This window comes from Sorangium sp. So ce145 (genome assembly GCF_051525985.1).
GTDB classification, from domain to species: Bacteria; Myxococcota_A; Polyangia; order Polyangiales; family Polyangiaceae; genus Sorangium; species Sorangium cellulosum_B.
On record NZ_CP150315.1, the window covers coordinates 4,190,802 to 4,209,014 of the forward strand.

Genomic DNA, 18,213 nt, shown 5'->3' on the forward strand with positions numbered 1-18,213 from the left:
CGACCGGACGATGAGGGGCCGCACGAGGTATGCATGAGACGACCTATTTTCTTGATTTGCTTTTCGCTCGCTGCCGCTCACCTGGCATGCGGATCGAGCGGTGAACCCGGAACCGGCTCGGACGGCTCGGACGGCGCGGGCGGGGAGGGCGCCGGGACGGGCGGCGGCGGCGCGACCGGCGCGGCGTCCAGCGGCAGCGGCAGCGGCAGCGGCAGCGGCGCGGGCACCAGCGCTGTGTCCGGCAGCGGCGGCGCTGGGACCAGCGCCGCGACCGGCAGCGGCGGCTCGGGCGCCGGCTCGGGCGCCGGCGAGCCGACGGGGTTCGCGCAGATGGAAGACCTCGACCGCGGTGTCGTGGCCGTGCCCACCGACGGGGGCACGTACGTGGGCTTTCGCCTGTTCGGCTACGACCCCGACGACATCGCGTTCAACGTCTACCGCGACGGCGCCAAGGTCAACGCCGCGCCGCTCACGGACTCCACGAACCTCGTCGACCGCGACGGCTCTCCGAGCTCGGTCTACACCGTGCGCCCCGTCATCGGCGGCGTCGAGCAAGGCGAGTCGGAGTCCGCGCCCGTGTGGAAGGATGGAGCCCTGTCCATCCCGACGACACCGCCGCCCGCGGGGGACGGCTACACGTACTCGAGCGGCGATGGCAGCGTGGGAGACGTGGACGGCGACGGGCGTTACGAGATCATCCTCAAGTGGGATCCGTCGAACCTCCAGGACAACTCGAAGGCCGGCCGCACCGGCAAGACCTACCTCGACGCTTACTCGCTCGACGGCAAGCGGCTCTGGCGCATCGATCTCGGCGTGAACATCCGGGCCGGAGCGCACTATTCCCCGTTCCTCGTGTACGATCTCGACGGCGACGGGAAGGCGGAGGTGGCCGTCAAGACGGCGCCGGGGACGCGCGATGGGAGGGGCGAGTACCTGAGCAAGGGGCCCGCGGCCGGCGATGACGATTCCAAGGATTACCGCAACAACGACGGTTATATCCTCACCGGCCCGGAGTACCTCACCGTGTTTGCCGGCGACACCGGCGCGGAGCTCGCCACGACCGAGTTCAAGGTCGGGCGCGGCGACGTGTGCAGCTGGGGCAACAACGAGTGCTATGGCAACCGCGTCGACCGCTTCGTCGGCACCATCGCGTTCCTCGATGACACGGGGCGCCCGAGCGTGGTGTTCGGGCGCGGCTATTACGCGCGCACCACGCTCTCGGCCTGGAACTACCGCGACGGCGCGCTCTCGAACCTCTGGACGTTCGACTCCAGCTCGAGCCGCGCCAACGAGGCGTTCGGCGGCAAGGGCTGCCACTCCATCAGCGTCGCGAACGTGGACGACGACCCGCAGCAGGAGATCATCAACGGCGGCGCCACGTTCGACAACGACGGCACGGGCCTCTGCGCGGTGGACTACTACGCTCACGGCGACGCGCTGCACGTCACGGATCACATCCCGTCGCGCCCTGGCCTCGAGGTGTTCCAGCCGTACGAGAGCGGCGACGCACCCGCCTACGCCATGCGCGACGCCCGCACGTGCGAGGTCCTCTGGAAGGGGCCAGGCAACGGCGGTGAGGAGGGCCCTGGCCGGGGCGTGGCGGCGGATGTCGACCCGCGCAGCCCTGGCAGCGAGGCGTGGGTCAACAACAGCGAGCTGCTGCGCGGCTCGGACGGCGATGGCGTCGGGAGCCGCCCTGCGTCGAGCAACTTCCTCATCTGGTGGGACGCGGACCTGAGCCGGGAGCTCCTCGACGGAAACGGCATCCGCCAGGCCGACGGCCAAGGGGGGAACTTCACGGCCGCCGGGTGTACCTCGAACAACGGCACGAAGAGCACGCCGACGCTCAGCGCCGACATCCTGGGCGACTGGCGTGAAGAGGTGATCTTCCGCTGCGGCGATTCCATCCGCATCTTCACCACGAACCAGGTCGCGACGAACCGGATCTACACCTTGATGCACGATCCGCAGTACCGCGTTGCCATCTCGTGGCAGAACGGCGCCTACAACCAGCCGCCTCACCCGAGCTTCCATATCGGGGAGGGGATGGCTGCGGCGCCGAAGCCGGATATCCACGTCCGCTGAGACACCGGCGCTAGCGAGTCGCCTCGCTCGACTCGATATCTGAAGCCGACGGCCTGGCTACCGAGTCACCACGCGTCGAATCGGCCGCCCTCACTGCACAGCCTGCCTGTGAGCGTTCACAGGTTTATAAATACACGAGTACAGTACGTTCGTTAACACCGTTGACGAAGTTTGCTTTGCGCTGGTAGAGTGGTGTTACCTGCCCGAGGTGAGGCGGGTTGCGCCTGACGGACTGAGCCTAACGGCCTGAGAGCCTGAGAGAGCGACATGCGATTTATCGACCTGCACCAGGTGTCTGCGACCGACCTCCGTACATCCCGGCGGGGCCTGGCCACGCTCGCCGCGCTGGCCGCGTTGTTGCTCAGCGCGTGCGCCGGCGACGATGGCAACTCGTTGAGCGGCGCGTCGGAGGGCGGCGCGGGAGGACCCGACGCGACGGGCGGGACGGGCGGCGCGGGCTCGCAATCGAGCGTGAACTCAGGCTCTGGCGCGGGCACCGGCGCGGGCTCGCAGGCGAGCACGGGCGCGGATTCGGGCTCGAGCTCGGCCTCGGGCTCCGGAGGCGCGGGTGTCGGCGGCGGTCCGGACGACCATCCTGCGTACGACCACTGCGTGAGCGGGTACATGCCCCACCCGAGCGACTCGGATCCCAACATGAAGGATGGCCCGGCGGAGTTCTATCCGCCCGGCAACAACAGCCCGGACATCGTCGATACGACGGTGCAGCCCCAGGTCCTGGACTGGATGTATGAAAACAGGTGGCAGGACGCTCACGTCGAGTGGCACGCGATCCGCGCCTGCAACTTCGGGGGCGCCGGAAGCAAGGTGGGCATCTGCAAATTCAAGCAGCTGGTCCCGAAGGATCAGAACTGTCAGTCCGCCGGCGACGGCTATCAGTTCCTTGTGTTTCACCGCCACATGATCCAGGCGTTGAAGCAGCTCTGGCCCAAGCATAGCGAGCAGTTCGAGGGCTTCACCAAGTTCCCGACCAAGGCGGAGGACGTGCCGCCCCAGTGGCGCTCCGCCTGGAAGAACTGGGACGCGGCCGCCCTCGAAGCCGGGAAGATCGGCGATGAGATCGACAAGCCCGAGAACCTCGCGAGGTTCAAGGACGAAGGCGAGCTCGGCTTCTGGCTTCAGTGCAACGTGGGGCAGAAGCTGGCGGGGGCGACCAACATGCCGTGGGTGGGGCTCCACTTCGTGCTGCACGCCAAGTGGGCGCGGCCGGGCAACACGACGCACGGTGTGAACAACACCAACGCGAACATCGACAACTACATGTTCTGGAAGCTCCACGGCTGGATCGACAACGTGTGGGAGAAGTACCGGCGCGCCAAGGGGATGTTGCCGACCGATCAGAAGCTGAAGGACGATCTCGTCGCGCAGTGCCGCGAGATGGATACCGAGATCAAGATCATCAAGGAGAACCTGGACCCCGAGGATGTCAGGGATCCCAATGCGCCTTTGCCGGACGAGTCCGGATACTTCCACGAGAAGGTGCGGCCCATCTTCGAGAGCGCGACGAACCTGTGCAGCGGCTGCCACGCCGAGTCGGGCCCCAACGCGGGGCTGTCGCTCGGTGGCCGACTCAGCTCCAGGGAGATCGTCGACGGTCTGGTCAACGTGGCCTCCCGCGGCGGTGGTCAGTTCAAGCTCGTCGTCCCGGGCGACCCCGACCACAGCTGGCTCTACCTCAAGGCCTCCGACAAGGCGGGGGCCGCGGGTTGCCAGCAGTCCTCCACGGCGCAGTGCATCTCGGGCGTGATGCCGCCCAGCACGGGGGGGCCGACGGTCAGCCCGGCGCAGCTGGAGATCCTGCGTAAATGGATCGCGGACGGCGCCCCGGGACCGACGTGATCCTGGCGAACGTTTGAGGTCGGCGGGAATCCGAGCTGCCGACCTCACGATGTTCGGGGCTCGGGGGCGCTATCGGCGACCTCCTCCCCGCACCGCACCCGAAGCGTCAGAGCAGGCCCGGGGCGCTCCGCCTTCGTATATCGATCCCGTTGCTCGCCCCGTGGCATAGGCGTGAACCACGCTTCGCGTCGCGTTCCCCTACATCCTAACGTTTACGTTTACGTGGACGTGGTCGTGGTCGTTTACGGCTTACCGTTGACGACCACGACCACGTCCACGTCCACGACCACGTAAACGTTCACGTCCACGTCCACGTAAACGTTCACGTCCACGTAAACGTTCACGTTCACGTTCACGTTCAGGTTCACGTAAACGTGAATGTTCACGTTGACGTGGGGGACCGGCGGTGGGGGGAGCGGGCTTCGTGCCTTGAGCGTGATCGAACGAGCTTGGTTGCCGCCTGTGAGGCGCCCTGGGGCGAGCAGCTCGGCACTACCTTGCACGCAACCGGAGACGGACCTGGGCGAGGCCGTACTAGGGTCCAGGCGGCGGGTAGGTCTCCTTCATCTCCTGGATCCAGCGCGAGACCACCTCCACGCCCGTCTCGTCGACCTTGTGCGTCCCGATGCGCGGCATCTGCCCTTCGAAGCCGCGGAGCACCTGGCGGGCGACAAGCAAGCTGCGCGACGGGTCCCCCGGCCGGATGTCGTACCAGTTGGCGGGGTCGGGGTTCGTGAGGCCCTCGTACTTCGCGTTTTCCGCGGGGCGCTTGTTGATGGCCGTCCGGGCGGCGTCCGTGGCCATCACTTCGCCGAGCTCGCTCGCCTCGAGCCGCAGGTACAGGCCCGTATCGTGGGCCGCCGCCTCGGGCAGGTCGTTGTGACAGCTCACGCCGCAGTTGGCGTGCAGGTAGCCGAGCGCCTGGCGCTCCACCTCGTTGCCAGGAATCGTGAGGGCGAGATTGCTCGCGTCCGCGATCACCCCGAGCTCGACCAGCGTCTCGGCCGAGAGCCCCTGGGCACCAGAGCCGAGCATCAGCGCGTCCCAGCCGAGGACGTAATCGGCGCGTCCGACGTGGCACTCCTGGCACTGATCGCGGTTCGGCACCGTGTGGCCGGTGCCGTAGAGATCGGTCACGCCGAAGTCGTTCTGCATCTGGATCGCCTGCTTCTCGTCCTCGGACCACACATAGCTCGTGTACACCCAGCCGGCGGCCGTCTTGCGCAGGAGGCGAGTCTCCGCGAGGCGCTGCGCGCCGCCCGCGCCCGTCACGCTGAACTCCTTCCAGAACTGCGTCCCCTCGGGGTAGATGAACGCGTCCGGATTGCTCGTGTCCACCTGCTGCCCTTTCGGAATCGACACGAAGCGCCGCTTCTTGGCGCCGTCGCTCCAGAGCTCCACGGCAGGCTTGTACTCGAGCACCCCGCACGCGATCTCGCGCTGATCGAAGTTCCCGTAGAGCCCCGTACAGCGCAGATCCACCGGCAGCACGCCGTCGAGCGGCGCAGCGCAGTCCACGTCGGTGGGCATCGCGAACTCTGCGCAGCTCGCGCCCCCAGCGCCACCAGCGCCGCCTGCGCCGCTCGTCTGCGCGCCCGATCCGCCGCTGCCCACCGTGGCGCCCGACCCCCCTTCGCCCTCGGGCTGCGCCGGCCCGCCGCCCGAGCTGCATCCCGCCGCGAGCAGCAGCGCGCCGACGAGTGAACCGTTCCTCACGACATGAAAAAGCATGCGCGCAGTCTGCCACAGGAGAGGAGCGCTTGGGAGCGTGGAGTCGCGCCTTCTCCATGCCGCATCGCGCATCGCCTCCGCGCCGCGCGCTTCATCCGGTCACCGGTCGTCTGCCTTCACAGGGATGTGAACGTCGATCAATCGACGATCGACCGGACAGAAGCGGTGGGGCCGACAGAGCCCGATGAGGGCAGGGCGCCTTCTGAAAAAGGTGAACCTATCGAATGGTCCACCCTTGCTGTACTCCTCGCGTCCAGCGCCGGATCGTTCACCGCCTGGACACCCGGCATCGCCTGTCCGCCGCGCTCTTGCGCCGCTCCGGCGCCATGCTCGCGCGGGCGCGGTGCGGCCTCGGCAGCAGGCGCTGCTGACCGCGTGCTCGTGACGCAGCACCTGGCGCGCGATGTCCGGCCGAAGCGCGTGGAAATGCCTGGCACGGCGCGTGCGATACGCCGACGACGGCGCGCCTCAGCGCAGCGACCCGGCACGGAGGGCGCGGCGGCGCGCCGCCCGGGCCGTCACCCCGCCGAGCGCGCCCGAAAACAACCTTTCACGGAGCCGTCGCATGAGTGGTCTCAGTCTCGTCTTCGATACGCCCCAGCTCGCGCAGGACTACGAGCTGCGCAGCGCCGATCGGCAGTTCCGCCATGGAAAGCGGCTGATCGCCGAGCTCGGCGTCCGCCCCGGCGATCACGTGCTCGACGTCGGCAGCGGCACCGGGCTGCTCGCGGAGCACGTGGCCGGCCTCGTCGGGCCGACCGGGAAGGTGCTCGGGATCGACCCGCTGCCGCTGCGCGTGGAGATCGCCCAGCAAAAGGCGAAGGCGAACCTCTCCTTCCAGGTCGGCAACGCCTACGCGCTCGACGGGCTCCCCTCCGGCAGCTTCGATGTCGTGTACCTCAACGCCGTCTTCCACTGGCTCCCCGAGAAGACCGAGCCGCTGCGGCAGATCCACCGCCTGCTCAAGCCAGGGGGCCGGATCGGGCTCACCACGGGCGCGAAGGATCACCCGAACCGCCTGCAGGCCATCAAGCGGGAGGTGCTCTCGCGCGAGCCCTACGCGCGTTATCCGGAGTCCCGGGATGGGACGCCCCACTGGGTCACCGCCGTGGAGCTCGCCGGGCTGCTCGGGGGCGCCGGCTTCACCGTGCAGAAGATCGAGGCCCAGGAGAACGTGCACCATCAGCCGGACGGGCGCGCCGCCATCGCCTTCTCCCAGGCGAGCTCGTTCGGCAACTTCCTCGGCCACCTGCCCGAGTCGCTGCGCAGCCAGGCCATCGAGGACATCCAGCGCGAGCTCGAGGCCTTCCGGACACCCGAGGGCATCCGGCTCGAGGGGAAGCGGCTCTTCGCCATCGCACACAAACCGGCGTCGCACTGAGCTGACAGGTCGATAGCCGACCACCGCACCGCGACGCCATCCCAGCACCCTTTTCGCTTTCTCTGCCACGAGGAGAACTCCGCATGAGCGCTACACAGAACCAGAGCAACAACGTCCTCGAGATCGTCCCCGTCGCTGGCCGGATCGGCGCGGAGGTGCGCGGCGTGCGCCTCCGCGCCGATCTCGACGCCGCCACCGTGAGCGAGATCCGGAAAGCCTGGCTGCGACACAAGGTCATCTTCTTCAGGGGCCAGCACCACCTCGACGACGCCTCGCAGGAAGCGCTCACCACGCTGTTCGGCGCCAAGCCCGTCGCGCACCCGACGGTGCCCGTGGTCAATGGCACCGATTACATCCATGAGCTCGACTCGCGGGAGGGCGGGCGCGCGAACTCCTGGCACACCGACGTCACGTTCGTGGACGCCTACCCGAGGGCCTCGATCCTCCGGGCGCTCGTGATCCCGGCGTACGGTGGCGACACCGTCTGGGCCAACACGGTCGCTGCGTACCAGGATCTGCCGCCCGCGCTGCGCGCGCTCGCGGACACGCTGTGGGCGGTCCACAGCAACGAGTACGACTACCAGGCGCGGAAGCCGAACTCGTCGGCGGACGACGTGCGGCGCTATCAGGAAGTGTTCACGTCGACCGTGTACGAGACCGAGCACCCCGTCGTGCGCGTCCACCCGGAGACCGGGGAGCGGTCGCTCGTGCTCGGCCACTTCGTCAAGCGGCTGCTCGGCGTCTCGTCCCACGACTCGGCGCACCTCTTCCAGGTGCTCCAGGAGCACGTCACGCGCCTCGAGAACACCGTCCGCTGGCGCTGGGCCGCGGGCGACGTGGCGATCTGGGACAACCGCGCCACGCAGCACTACGCGATCAACGACTACGGCGATCAGGTCCGCGTGGTGCGCCGCGTGACGGTGGACGGGGACGCGCCCGTCAGCATCGACGGCCGGCGCAGCGTGACCCGCAAGAAGGCGCCGCGCGCCGCCGCCGCGAGGAGCGAGAGCGCCGGGGTCGCGGTGGCCACGGCGACCGCGTAGTCGCGTCGAGCCGAGGCGCGTCCGCGGGCGTCAGGGGATCCTTGACGGCCGCGGACGTGTGCGCTTCACCTGCGGCGGAGGAGCACCCCGTGGGTCCAACAAGCAAGCGCGACGACGCTCGAGACGGAGCGCAGAGCACGGCGCACGTCGTGGTGATCATGCTGATCGTGGCCTTCGGCGTGCTCGCGCTGCCGTGGATGGTCCTCCGGAAGCTGGACGCCCGGACGCCGACGGGCGGCGTGGCGGCCTCCGGCGTCCCGGCCGAGGACCTCGCCCAGGGCGGCAAGATCTATTATCGCTCGTGCGCCAACTGTCACCAGGCCAGGGGCGAGGGGAAGCCCGGACGCTATCCGCCCCTCACCGGCTCCTCATGGCTGCTCGAGGACAAGGAGACGCCGATCCGGATCACGCTGCTCGGCGCCGCCGGCCCGATGGAGGTGAACGGCGCGCTCTACAACGACGTGATGCCCAACCTGGGCGTCACGCTGTCGGACGAGGACGTCGCGCTGGTGCTCACCTACGTCCGGTCGAGCTGGGGGAACAGCGCGCCCGCCATCACGCGGGACGAGGTCGCGAAGGTGCGCGCCTCGCTGGGAGACCGGATGGAGCCGTGGGCCGGCGGCGCGGCGCTGTCGGCGGCGCGGGAGACGCGCGTCCTGCCCTGAGGCGCGCAGGCGAGTTGGGCCGGCCGCCGCGGCGGCGCTTCCAGGCGAGAGGGGCGGTCACTCCCGCACGGGCTCCTGCAGATCCACCCCGAAGTGCTCGCGGTAGCCGCGCCGCGCGGCCTCGCGCAGCTCGTCGTCGCCGCGGCTGACCTGCTCCTCGAACGCCTGCGCGTACGTCTCGGGATCGACCTGCCGCGCGCCGAAGCGCAGCTTCTTCCCGGAGAGCGTCTCGAGGACGAGCGTGGCCACCCGATGCTCGGCGCCGCCGCGGGCCACGACGCCGAAGGGGAACAGGTGCACGAGCGTGAGCTGCGGCGGCGCGTCGCCGGCCGTCATCTCGGCGATGTATGCGGAGAGCTCGCGGCTCACGCGGTCCTGCGCCTCGTCGGAGAAGCCGGCGAGCAGCTCGGTCACCGCGGGCGAGAGGGGCAGGTGAGGGCCGTCGATCTGGTGCTGGAGCTCGTGCCGCTCGGTGCCGGCGAGCACGGCCCGCTCGAGCGTGGAGCCCAGGCGCTCGCGCAGCTTCGCGAGCGCGGCGTCGCAGCGCGCGAGGGCGCCGGCGCGAGCGCCGGCCACGCCGTCCGCCGCCGCGTGGCACGTCGCGCCCTCCTGATCGAACCGCTCGGCATAGGACCGGACCTCGGAGCCGAGGACGAGCGCGAAGGGATCCTGGTCGCGCGAGAAGCCGAGGTGGACGCGGCGCTCGTCCGTCATCGGCTCCACGAGGAGCGTCGCGAAGCGGTCGTCGCCGACGCGGTAGGCGCGGACCTCCTTGACCCGGTAAGGCGTGGTGTAGAAGCGCCGCGTGGCGCCGTCGGCCGAGACGCTGAGATTGACGGCCGCGTCGAGGTAGTACCCGAGCCCGGCGCGTCGCGCCGCGTCGTTGGCCTCGGCGACGAGCCGGCCGAACGCGCGGCCGGAGAGCTCGAGATCGTCCACTTGAGCGGCCAGCGTCGTGAGCGCCGCGGCGACGTCCTTGCCGTCGGGCTGCGCCCTGGCGACCGCGAGCATCTCGCGGCTGCGTGCCCTGGTCAGCACCTGCGCCTCCGCGCCCGTGCCCTGCGCGCGTCCGCTGCGCGCGTGCGCGTCGCGGGCGATGCGCGCGCGCTCCCAGCTCGGCAAGAGCTCGCCGTACACCTTGTCCCATTCGGCCGTGGGCGCGCCGAGTTTCCAGTCGACGCCCTTCGGCGCGGGGCGGCCGAGCACGAGCAGGGTGACCAGCAGCGCGGCGACCGAGGCCGCGGCCGCGCCCGCCGCCACGATCGGCCGGGCGCCGCCCGCGCTGGCCCCGGTGCCTGGCTCCAGCTCGGCTTCGGGCACCATCACGCCGAGCGCGAGCACCTCGATCGCGGAGGCGAGCACCGCCACGACCGCGGCGAGCAGGAGCGCGAAGAAGGCGACGGTGCCCGCCTCGACGCCCCAGCCGCCCGAGAGGAACGCGCGGTACACGAAGAGCAGCATGAGGCCCGGCATGGCCCACACGGCCGCGATCGCGAGGCCCGGGTGCTCGCGCCGGGGCACGCGGCGCGCGTACGCGAGGCCCAGCAGGGCGATCGCGAGCGGGCCGAGCACGAAGAGCAGGACCATGCCGTAGCCGAGCTGGAAGCGGGCGTCGGGCAGCGTCGCGACGAGCACGGCCGCGCGCGCGATCGTCTGCGCGGGGATCTCGCCGCGCGATGGCCAGAGGTAGAAGACGAGCGCCGCGGCGAGCGACGCGACGAGCAGCGCGCTGCCGCCCCTGCGCGCCCGGGCGTGGAAGCGCAGCACCACGCCCGCCGCGGTGAACGCGAAGACCGCGAGGAACGGGGCCGGCCGCGTCAGCAGGCTGTCCGGCAGCGGCAGCATGTCCCACGCGGAGCTCCGGCGGCCGATCCACACGGCGACGTTCACGGCCACGAACGCGGCGAGCACGGCGATCGCGCGCGACGTCGGCCGCTCGACGAGCAGGCCCGCGCGCCGCTCGGTGCGCGCCCCGAGGAAGAGCAACCACAGGCCGGCGATCGCGGGCGCGAGTGCGGCGACCTGGGCGGCGGGCGCGAGCTCGGGGAGCACGCTCCACACGAAGATCCCGTGGCCGTAGGCGACCTCGTACGGCACCAGCGCCGACAGCGCGAGCGCGAGGCCGCTCCACAGGCAGCGCGCGCGGAGGCGCTCGGCCGACATGCGGTAGAACATCGCGGTCGCGGCGCTCTCCTCCCCGGGAGGTGCGGCGGCGTCCGGTGGCGGTGCGCCGGCGTTCCGCGGGGCGCTGGCGCCGTGCTGCGGAGGGAGGAGGGGCGCGCTCACGGCTCGACCGCCGCGCTCGCGATGCGCGAGATCGACCGCTTCTGCGGGAACACCGGGTCGCGGTACCGCACCTCGAACAGCACGCGCTTCCCATCGGCGGAGAACCGCGGCACCCGCTCCGTCGCGGAGCCCACCGTCAGCTTCTTGATCTCGCCCGTGGAGAGCGCCAGCACCGCGATGTCCGTACCGCCCGCGCCCCGCGTCTCGAACGCGACGCGCGCGGCGTCGGGCGAGAACGCGGGCCACGAAGCCCCGCCCGGGGCCGCGTACACCTTCCGGCGCCACGTCGCCGTGTCGATGAGCGCGATCCCCGGCTCGTCGCCGTCGACGACGCACACGATCTTCGTCCCGTCGCTCGATGCCGCCGGGTTGCGCAGGTCCTCCCCGGGCTTCGCGCGGAACGGGCGCTCGATCGACAGCGGCTGCTTGCCCACGTCGACCACCGCGAGGTGCGGCGCGTCGCCCTCCGACGCGTCGGGCACGTAGACGAACGCGAGCCTCGTCTCGTCGAGCCACGCGAACCCGCCGAGCGACTGGTTCTCGGTGTGGAGGCCGAACACCTCCTTGCCGCCGTCGGTGTCGAGCACCATCAGATCGGCCTGCGCGTCCGCGTCCGGGCGATCGTAGACCGCCACGAACCTGCCGCCGGGGGCGAGCTTCGGGTCGACGAAGCGGTGCTCCGGATCGATGCGCACGCGCTTGCTCTGCCCGGATCGGTCGACGACCGTGATCGTCTTCGCCCAGCCGAAGAAGTCCTCCACCAGCGCGACCCGGTCGCCGTCGCGCTGCGACGACGGGTACGAGTACACGTGATAACCCCTCCACATCGGCTTGACCGCGGCGGGATCCGTCGTCGGGACGGCCGGCCGATCGAGCGGCCGCCACTCGACCGTCTCCAGCGCTTCGCTGCGGGCGAGGTCCCTGGACCTCACCGAGTGGAACACCGAGACATCGGCCGTCTTGACGAAATAGCCGCCCTCGGCCGTGCCCACGAGCAGGTCCTCCGCCGCCTGGGGCGACAGGAAGGTCACGCGCCCCTGCTCCTCGGCCTCGATCTCCTTCGCGCGGGCGACGTACGCGCCGGCGGCGCGGTCGAGGTTCGCGGCCCGGTCCTTCACGAACCTGCGCGCCGACGCCAGCCGCTCCAGCAGCTTGATGTCCGATCCCTCCGTGATCTCGCGCACCGAGGGGTGGTCCATGAGCTGCGCGATCACCGCGTCGAGCGCCTGGGACGCCATGGAGTTCGCGAGCAGCGCCATGGCGCGGTCCTTCTTCGTCGCCCCGGAGTAGCCGCGGATCCGCCGCTCGGTCGACGTGCCCTTGTCGAGGAACGTGAGCGTCACCGGCGCGTCGACCCGGAGCTCGAAGTAACCCTCCTTGATCGGGTGCTCCACGATCTCGGGCGCGAGGCGCGCCTCGATGATGAAGCCGGCGCCGAGCGCCTTCGCGGCCTCCTTCGGGTCCTTGGCGCTCTCGAGCGCCTTCATCACCTTCGGGTCGCCGCCCTTCACGGGATCGAACCCGAGTTCCGCGAGGTGCTCGCCGAGCTCGTCGGCCAGCCTCGCCGCGGGCTGCGACCCTTCCCACCAGGTCCCGTCGAGATCGATCGCCACGAGGATGCGCAGCGGATCGGTCGCCGTCATCGAGCGGAAGGCGAGGAGGCCCGCCGCCGCGATCACGAGGCCGAGGACCGCGAAGACCGGCCAGAGCCTGCGCTTCGGCACGAGCGCCTCGAGCGACTCCGGCGGTTCGGCCTCGGGGGCGGGGGGCTGCGCTTCGGTCGGATTTCGAGGCTCCTCCATGGAAGGGGACGTGCCCTATCCGCGAGAGGGCGTAAAGCTGCGTGAGCGTGGCGTGGGCGAAGGGAGCTGGCCAGGTTGCCCGGGAGTCCGCGGCTCTCACCGCCAGTCTGGCGACTGGTGCATGAACAGGAGTGGAGGGGCCGGCCTCGAGAGGGCCCCCGCCTTCGGGCTCGCCGCCCTCCATGACCGCCCGACCATACTCCGCCGGCGCGGCGGGCTCGAAGTTGGCCTGAATTCGCGGAGGCATGCGTCGTGCAACCGCGTCGAGCGTGTCGAGCGCGTCGAGCGTGTCGAGCGCGTCGAGCGCGTCGATCCCTGCTCTTCATCAACGAGGTCCCCGATGAACACCGCACATGCCTTCCGCCGCACGCTTGCCCATCGCCTCTTCGCCCTGCTCGCGCTCCCCGCTGCGGCGGGCGCGGCCGGCTGCACCACGGCCTACAGCAGCTGTCCCGAGGATCCCGAGCCCGTCTCCAAGGTGGCCTGCTTCGCGTGGCCGCAGGACGATGCGAGCGGCCTCGGAGATGCTGGCGGCGAGGGGGGAGCCGGGGGCGGCGGAGGTGCCGGCGAGAGCGAGCCTGTCGCGTGCCCCCCGCGGCCGGAGGCGCAGGAAATCCTGAATCGAACCGGCTTCGGATCGCACAGCGTCAAGAGCGATGGCGCCTTGCAGGACGGCCAGTGCTGCTATCAGGCGTACTTCATCCCGATGTGCGAGGGGCGCCCCTACCTCGTCGAGGAGGCGGCGCGGACAGCGCCGTTCGTCCGCGCCCGCGGCAGCGCCGGATGGGGCGCGGCGGAGGCCCTCGCGCCTCGGATCGATCACCTCACCGCGGATCTGCGGGCGGAGCTGGCCGCGGCGTGGACGCGCGACGCGCTCTTCGAGCACGCGTCCGTGGCCTCGTTCGGGCGCTTCGCGCTCGAGCTGCTCGCCGCGGGGGCGCCGGCCGATCTCGTGGAGGAGGCGCACCGCGCGGCGCTCGACGAGGCCCGCCACGCGCGCCTCTGCTTCGCCCTCGCGAGCGCCTATGCGGGCGAGGCGATCGCGCCGGGCGCGTTTCCCTTCGACGGGCGGGTGGAGGTCGAGGCAGACCTCGCGTCGATCGCGGCGCGCGCCGCGAAGGAGGGCTGCATCGGAGAGACCATCGCGGCGGTGGTCGCGGCCGAGGAGCTCGGCGCCGCGGAGGACCCGGCGGTGCGGAGCGCGCTCGCGATCATCGCCGCGGACGAGGCGCGGCACGCGGAGCTCGCGTGGGGCACGGTGGCGTGGGCGATCCGCGCGGGCGGCGAGCGGGTGCGCGCGGCGGTGGAAGAGGTGTTCGCGGGGCTCGGGCGCGCGGAGCTCGGGGGAGGCGATAACGCGGGAGGCGCGCAGCTCGCGGCGCACGGGCGGTTCGGCGCCGCGGCGCGCGGCGACGCGGCCGCGCGCGCGATCGAGGAGATCGTGCGGCCGGCGTCGAGGTTGCTCCTGGCGGGGCGCCCGGACGGAGCGGCCCAGAGCGCGATGATGGCTTGAGTGGAGGGGAGGGGCCCTTCCGGTCGCCTTGTCCACGCGATACGCTCCCTATCTGCCATGAAGGGCGAGGTGCCAGCCTGAACGCCGCGTGTGGAACGGCGAGGACGGTCCCGCTGCCAGCAGCTAGACTCATCGCATGTCCGATCTGCTCGTCAACATCGATGTTCCGGCGCTCGATCCTGCCATCGCGTTCTACACGCGCGCGTTCGGCTTGCGCGTCGGGCGGCGCCTTGGTGCTTCCGGGGTCGAGCTGCTCGGCGCGGCGGCCCCCATCTACCTCCTGCTGAAGCCGGCCGGCAGCGAGCCAGCCGCCGGTGCGTCGCCGCGCGACTACCGGCGTCACTGGACGCCGGTCCACCTCGATTTCGTGGTCGACGATCTCGAGGCCGCCGCGCGCCGCGCGCAGGAGGCAGGCGCGGTCCCCGAAGCCGAGATCGAGGTGGCGGCGTGGGGGCGCATGCTCCGCCTGGCCGATCCCTTCGGCCACGGCGTCTGCCTCCTTCAGTTCAGCGGCCGCGGCTACGACGAGATCGCCACGCCCGGCTGAGCGCGCCGCCCGGCGCCGAGGTGGAGGGAAGAGCCTCCACTGCTGGCGGGGCCGAGCGCCAGCGCGAGCCTCGCGCCCCCCCCCGAGGCGGGTCGAGCGCCGGGCAAAAATAAGGTGCAGGGGCTCGCCTTGTGCCAGGCAAGGGCTTTGCTACGGCTGAGCTTGGCGGTACGCTGAAACCGATCGAGCTACCGCGCAGGCCACGCGACACCTCTCGAGGTGGCGTCCCCTGACGCGCCCGCGGGCTCCGCCCGCGCAGGAATGGACCGAGTCCCCGCACGCGCGAGCCCGCGAGATCCGCTCACGCGCCCGCGCGACCCCAGAGAAAGGCAGCGAAGGAAGAACATGAACACCCGCTGGTTTGAACGAGTCCTTTGGGCCCTGACGATGACGCTCTCTGCAGGTTGCGCGGCCGAGGCGTTGAGCGAAGAGGAGCAGAGCGAGGTCGTGGGCGAGGCGGAGGAGGCGATATCGGTCTTCTCCTTCAGCCGGAGCGCGACCAACAACGCCACCGTGAACACGGCCAACTTCAACCTCAATATCAACCCGAACAGGCGCGTGATGATCGGCACGACCGGCATCGTCGGCGCCAGCTCCTCGGGCGACACGTTCCTCCGCCTCTTCGACCTGAGCTCCGGGTCGCCCGTGCAGGTGGCCTCGGCGAACGACGGCCCCTCGGGGTCGATCTCGGCGCAGATCCGCTATACGACGTCGTCGACGGGCTGGCCCTTCCAGATCCGGGCCGGCTGTGACGGCTTCTCCTCGTGCAGCGGCACGGTCGCGATCGCGCACGGCAAAGGCACCTTCTCGTACTCGAGGAGCAGCACGAACTACGCCACGACCAACTACGTCGACCAGGCATACTTCTTCAACGCCGGAGAGACGATCTCCTTCGGCACCTGCGCGGCGGTGCTCTACGGGGCGAGCCGCTCGGGGATGTCGTACATCCGCCTCTTCGATCGCAACGGCGTCCAGGTCGCGGTGGACTCCGCCGAGATAATCGGCTGCTCCGAGATGCCGAAGACGACGCACGTCGCGGCGCTCTCGGACTACTACACCTTCCGCGCCGGCTGCGTCGGCAACACCTCGTGCACCGCGACGGTGGCCGTCTACGCCGAGTGAGGCTCGACCAGCTCGCGGCGCGCAGCTTCCCTGTCGGATCCAGCCCACCGATCGAGGCTACCTGTCCGCTTGCCGCTGGGCCCGCTCGGAACACCGGAATTCGCGGACTCATGGACAGGCGGTCATTGTCCGGTATTCTCGCGTCGATGAAATCTGCGCCACCGCGCGGATCAAAACCAGCGCTGGCGGCATGGCGTGACGCCTGAGGCGCTGTAAGGTCTGCCCCGCCGTACAGCAAAGGAAGCACCTCGAAGGATGAACCAGCCGTCCGTCGCCGCCGATCCATCCCCCGGAGCAGACCTCTCCCTCGCCGGCGGGCGCGCGCATGGCTACCCGCGGCCGCAGCTCCGGCGCGCCGGGTGGGAATCACTCAACGGTACGTGGAGCTTCGCGCTCGATCCCGAGGCGCGCTTCCGGGAGCCAGCCGACGTCGGCTGGGAGGGCTTCATCGAGGTCCCCTTCGCGCCGGAGACCCCGCGGAGCGGCGTATGCGCGCGCGGCCTCTTCCGCGCCGTCTGGTACCGGCGCACCATCGCGGTGCCGGAGCTCTGCGGCGGAGAGCGGCTGATGCTGCACTTCGGAGCCGTCGACTACGACGCGACCGTCTGGATCGCGGGGAGCCGCGCGGCGCATCACGCCGGCGGCTACACCCCCTTCAGCGTCGACATCACCGACCTCGTCGGTTCGGCGCGCGCCGTCGAGATCGTCGTGCGCGCGGAGGACGATCCGCTCGACCTCGCCAAGCCGCGCGGCAAGCAGGACTGGCAGCTCGAGCCGCACTCCATCTGGTACCCGCGCACGACCGGCATCTGGCAGACGGTGTGGATGGAGCGCGTGCCCGCGAGCTCGATCGCGGCCCTCCGCTGGCAGTCGAGCCTCGACCGATGGGAGCTCGATTTCTACGCCCGGATCGGCGGCGAGCGCCGGGACGGACTGCGCCTGCGCCTGCGCCTCACCGCGAACGGCGCGCTGCTCGCCGAGGACAGCTACGCCGTCGTGCTCGGCGAGGTCCACCGCCGGATCGCGCTCTCCGATCCGGGCATCGACGACTCGCGCAACCAGCTGCTCTGGAGCCCGGAGTCACCCACGCTCATCGACGCCGAGATCGAGCTCGTCACCCGCGACGGCGAGACGATCGATCGCGTGCACAGCTACACCGCGCTCCGAGCCATCGCGGTTCAGGGCGACCGCGTGCTGCTCAACGGGCGGCCCATCGTGCTCCGGATGGTGCTCGATCAGGGCTACTGGCCCGAGACCGGGATGACCGCGCCCGACGACGACGCGCTCCGGCGTGACGTCGAGCTCACGCGCGCCATGGGGTTCAACGGCGCACGCAAGCACCAGAAGATCGAGGATCCGCGCTATCTCTACTGGGCCGATCGGCTGGGCTTGCTCGTGTGGGAGGAGATGCCGAGCGCTTACCGCTTCACGCCCCTCTCGATCGAGCGCCTGACCCGCGAGTGGACGGAGGCGATCAACCGCGATTTCAGCCATCCGTGCGTCATCGCCTGGGTGCCCTTCAACGAGTCCTGGGGCGTGCCCAACTTGCCGGACAGCGCGCGTGAGCGGCACGGGGTCAAGGCGCTCTATCACCTCACCAAGACGCTCGACCCGACGCGCCCGGTGATCGGCAACGACGGCTGGGAGGCCGTGGCCACCGACATCATCGGTATTCACGACTACGATCCGGATCCGGCCCGGATCGCCCAGCGCTACGACGGCGGCGAGTCTCGCCCGCGGCTCTTCCGGCGCGAGCGCCCGGGCGGCCGCGCGCTCGTGCTCGACGGCCACTCGCGCAAGCTGGAGCACCCGATCGTGCTCTCGGAGATGGGCGGTATCGCGCTCCGCCGCCCCGGCACGTGGGGATACACCTCCGCCGACAACCCAGCGGCGCTGGAGCGGGCGTACGAGCGCCTCCTCGCCGTGGTGCGCGCAACACCGCTGCTCGCGGGCTTCTGCTACACGCAGCTCACCGATACCTACCAGGAGGCCAACGGGCTGCTTTACGCCGATCGGACGCCGAAATTCCCGATCGACGCCATCGCCGCCGCCACGCGCGGTCGGGCCACCGGGCAGGTGCACCCCGACCCGATGGAGCTCGCGGAGTGCGCCGGCCCGCGCCAAGAAGGCATCATCATGGACGAGGTGATCGCCGGGGAGGAGTGATGTTCAAACGGAGCC

The 18,213-nt window shown here is 70.7% G+C and carries 13 protein-coding genes; 9 read left to right on the plus strand and 4 right to left on the minus strand.

Going from position 1 to position 18,213, the window contains the following annotated elements; all coding sequences use genetic code 11:
- Positions 1-33 precede the first annotated feature (33 nt).
- Both WMF34_RS15850 and WMF34_RS15855 read left to right on the plus strand, forming a co-directional pair.
- Positions 34-2,085: a rhamnogalacturonan lyase gene (locus tag WMF34_RS15850; protein ID WP_437993781.1), complete on the plus strand. Its 2,052-nt coding sequence runs from the start codon at positions 34-36 to the stop codon at positions 2,083-2,085.
- Positions 2,086-2,352: 267 nt separating this feature from the next.
- Complete coding sequence (locus WMF34_RS15855; RefSeq protein WP_012235672.1) at positions 2,353-3,942, plus strand: hypothetical protein; 1,590 nt, start codon at positions 2,353-2,355, stop codon at positions 3,940-3,942.
- Between the two features lie 242 nt (positions 3,943-4,184).
- Here WMF34_RS15855 and WMF34_RS15860 read toward each other — a convergent pair whose 3' ends face one another.
- Positions 4,185-4,328 carry a hypothetical protein gene (locus WMF34_RS15860; RefSeq protein ID WP_157906694.1) on the minus strand — a complete coding sequence of 48 codons (144 nt, stop codon included), beginning with the start codon at positions 4,326-4,328 and terminating at the stop codon, positions 4,185-4,187.
- Positions 4,329-4,476: 148 nt separating this feature from the next.
- Complete coding sequence (locus WMF34_RS15865; RefSeq protein ID WP_231864863.1) at positions 4,477-5,658, minus strand: hypothetical protein; 1,182 nt, start codon at positions 5,656-5,658, stop codon at positions 4,477-4,479.
- Between the two features lie 580 nt (positions 5,659-6,238).
- Here WMF34_RS15865 and WMF34_RS15870 point away from each other — a divergent pair.
- From WMF34_RS15870 to WMF34_RS15880, 3 genes are all read left to right on the plus strand, one after another.
- Entirely contained in the window at positions 6,239-7,054 is an 816-nt protein-coding gene (locus WMF34_RS15870) for a class I SAM-dependent methyltransferase (RefSeq protein ID WP_437993782.1), read from the plus strand.
- Between the two features lie 83 nt (positions 7,055-7,137).
- Positions 7,138-8,097, plus strand: coding sequence for a TauD/TfdA dioxygenase family protein (locus tag WMF34_RS15875; RefSeq protein WP_012235676.1), 960 nt, complete (start codon positions 7,138-7,140; stop codon positions 8,095-8,097).
- A gap of 89 nt (positions 8,098-8,186) precedes the next feature.
- Positions 8,187-8,762 carry a c-type cytochrome gene (locus WMF34_RS15880; protein ID WP_437872381.1) on the plus strand — a complete coding sequence of 192 codons (576 nt, stop codon included), beginning with the start codon at positions 8,187-8,189 and terminating at the stop codon, positions 8,760-8,762.
- A gap of 57 nt (positions 8,763-8,819) precedes the next feature.
- On the opposite strand, the gene WMF34_RS15885 is transcribed toward WMF34_RS15880, so the two are convergent.
- The gene (locus tag WMF34_RS15885; RefSeq protein WP_437993783.1) at positions 8,820-11,048 is read right to left on the minus strand and encodes a hypothetical protein; all 2,229 of its coding nucleotides are present in this window, start codon (positions 11,046-11,048) and stop codon (positions 8,820-8,822) included.
- Positions 11,045-12,850, minus strand: a complete 1,806-nt coding sequence (locus WMF34_RS15890) for a hypothetical protein (protein WP_437993784.1) — start codon at positions 12,848-12,850, stop codon at positions 11,045-11,047. The genes WMF34_RS15885 and WMF34_RS15890 overlap by 4 nt, the downstream gene beginning before the upstream one ends.
- Before the next feature lie 340 nt (positions 12,851-13,190).
- Between WMF34_RS15890 and WMF34_RS15895 the strand changes: the two genes are divergently transcribed.
- The 4 genes from WMF34_RS15895 to WMF34_RS15910 all read left to right on the plus strand — a co-directional run bounded on the left by WMF34_RS15895 (position 13,191) and on the right by WMF34_RS15910 (position 18,198).
- The gene (locus tag WMF34_RS15895) at positions 13,191-14,363 is read left to right on the plus strand and encodes a ferritin-like domain-containing protein (RefSeq protein WP_437993785.1); all 1,173 of its coding nucleotides are present in this window, start codon (positions 13,191-13,193) and stop codon (positions 14,361-14,363) included.
- Positions 14,364-14,499: 136 nt separating this feature from the next.
- Complete coding sequence (locus WMF34_RS15900; protein ID WP_012235681.1) at positions 14,500-14,910, plus strand: VOC family protein; 411 nt, start codon at positions 14,500-14,502, stop codon at positions 14,908-14,910.
- A gap of 387 nt (positions 14,911-15,297) precedes the next feature.
- A complete protein-coding gene (locus tag WMF34_RS15905; protein WP_044965002.1) occupies positions 15,298-16,032 on the plus strand; it encodes a hypothetical protein in 735 nt (244 codons plus the stop codon).
- A gap of 255 nt (positions 16,033-16,287) precedes the next feature.
- Positions 16,288-18,198: a glycoside hydrolase family 2 protein gene (locus WMF34_RS15910; RefSeq protein WP_437993786.1), complete on the plus strand. Its 1,911-nt coding sequence runs from the start codon at positions 16,288-16,290 to the stop codon at positions 18,196-18,198.
- Positions 18,199-18,213 lie beyond the last annotated feature (15 nt).

Excerpts from the sequence above, each read along its gene's own strand:
- WMF34_RS15850 (WP_437993781.1), top strand. The coding sequence starts at position 34 with ATGAGACGACCTATTTTCTTGATTTGCTTTTCGCTCGCTGCCGCTCAC.
- WMF34_RS15855 (WP_012235672.1), top strand. The coding sequence starts at position 2,353 with ATGCGATTTATCGACCTGCACCAGGTGTCTGCGACCGACCTCCGTACA.
- WMF34_RS15870 (WP_437993782.1), top strand. The coding sequence starts at position 6,239 with ATGAGTGGTCTCAGTCTCGTCTTCGATACGCCCCAGCTCGCGCAGGAC.
- WMF34_RS15875 (WP_012235676.1), top strand. The coding sequence starts at position 7,138 with ATGAGCGCTACACAGAACCAGAGCAACAACGTCCTCGAGATCGTCCCC.
- WMF34_RS15890 (WP_437993784.1), bottom strand. The coding sequence starts at position 12,850 with ATGGAGGAGCCTCGAAATCCGACCGAAGCGCAGCCCCCCGCCCCCGAG.
- WMF34_RS15895 (WP_437993785.1), top strand. The coding sequence starts at position 13,191 with ATGAACACCGCACATGCCTTCCGCCGCACGCTTGCCCATCGCCTCTTC.
- WMF34_RS15900 (WP_012235681.1), top strand. The coding sequence starts at position 14,500 with ATGTCCGATCTGCTCGTCAACATCGATGTTCCGGCGCTCGATCCTGCC.
- WMF34_RS15905 (WP_044965002.1), top strand. The coding sequence starts at position 15,298 with ATGACGCTCTCTGCAGGTTGCGCGGCCGAGGCGTTGAGCGAAGAGGAG.
- WMF34_RS15910 (WP_437993786.1), top strand. The coding sequence starts at position 16,288 with ATGAACCAGCCGTCCGTCGCCGCCGATCCATCCCCCGGAGCAGACCTC.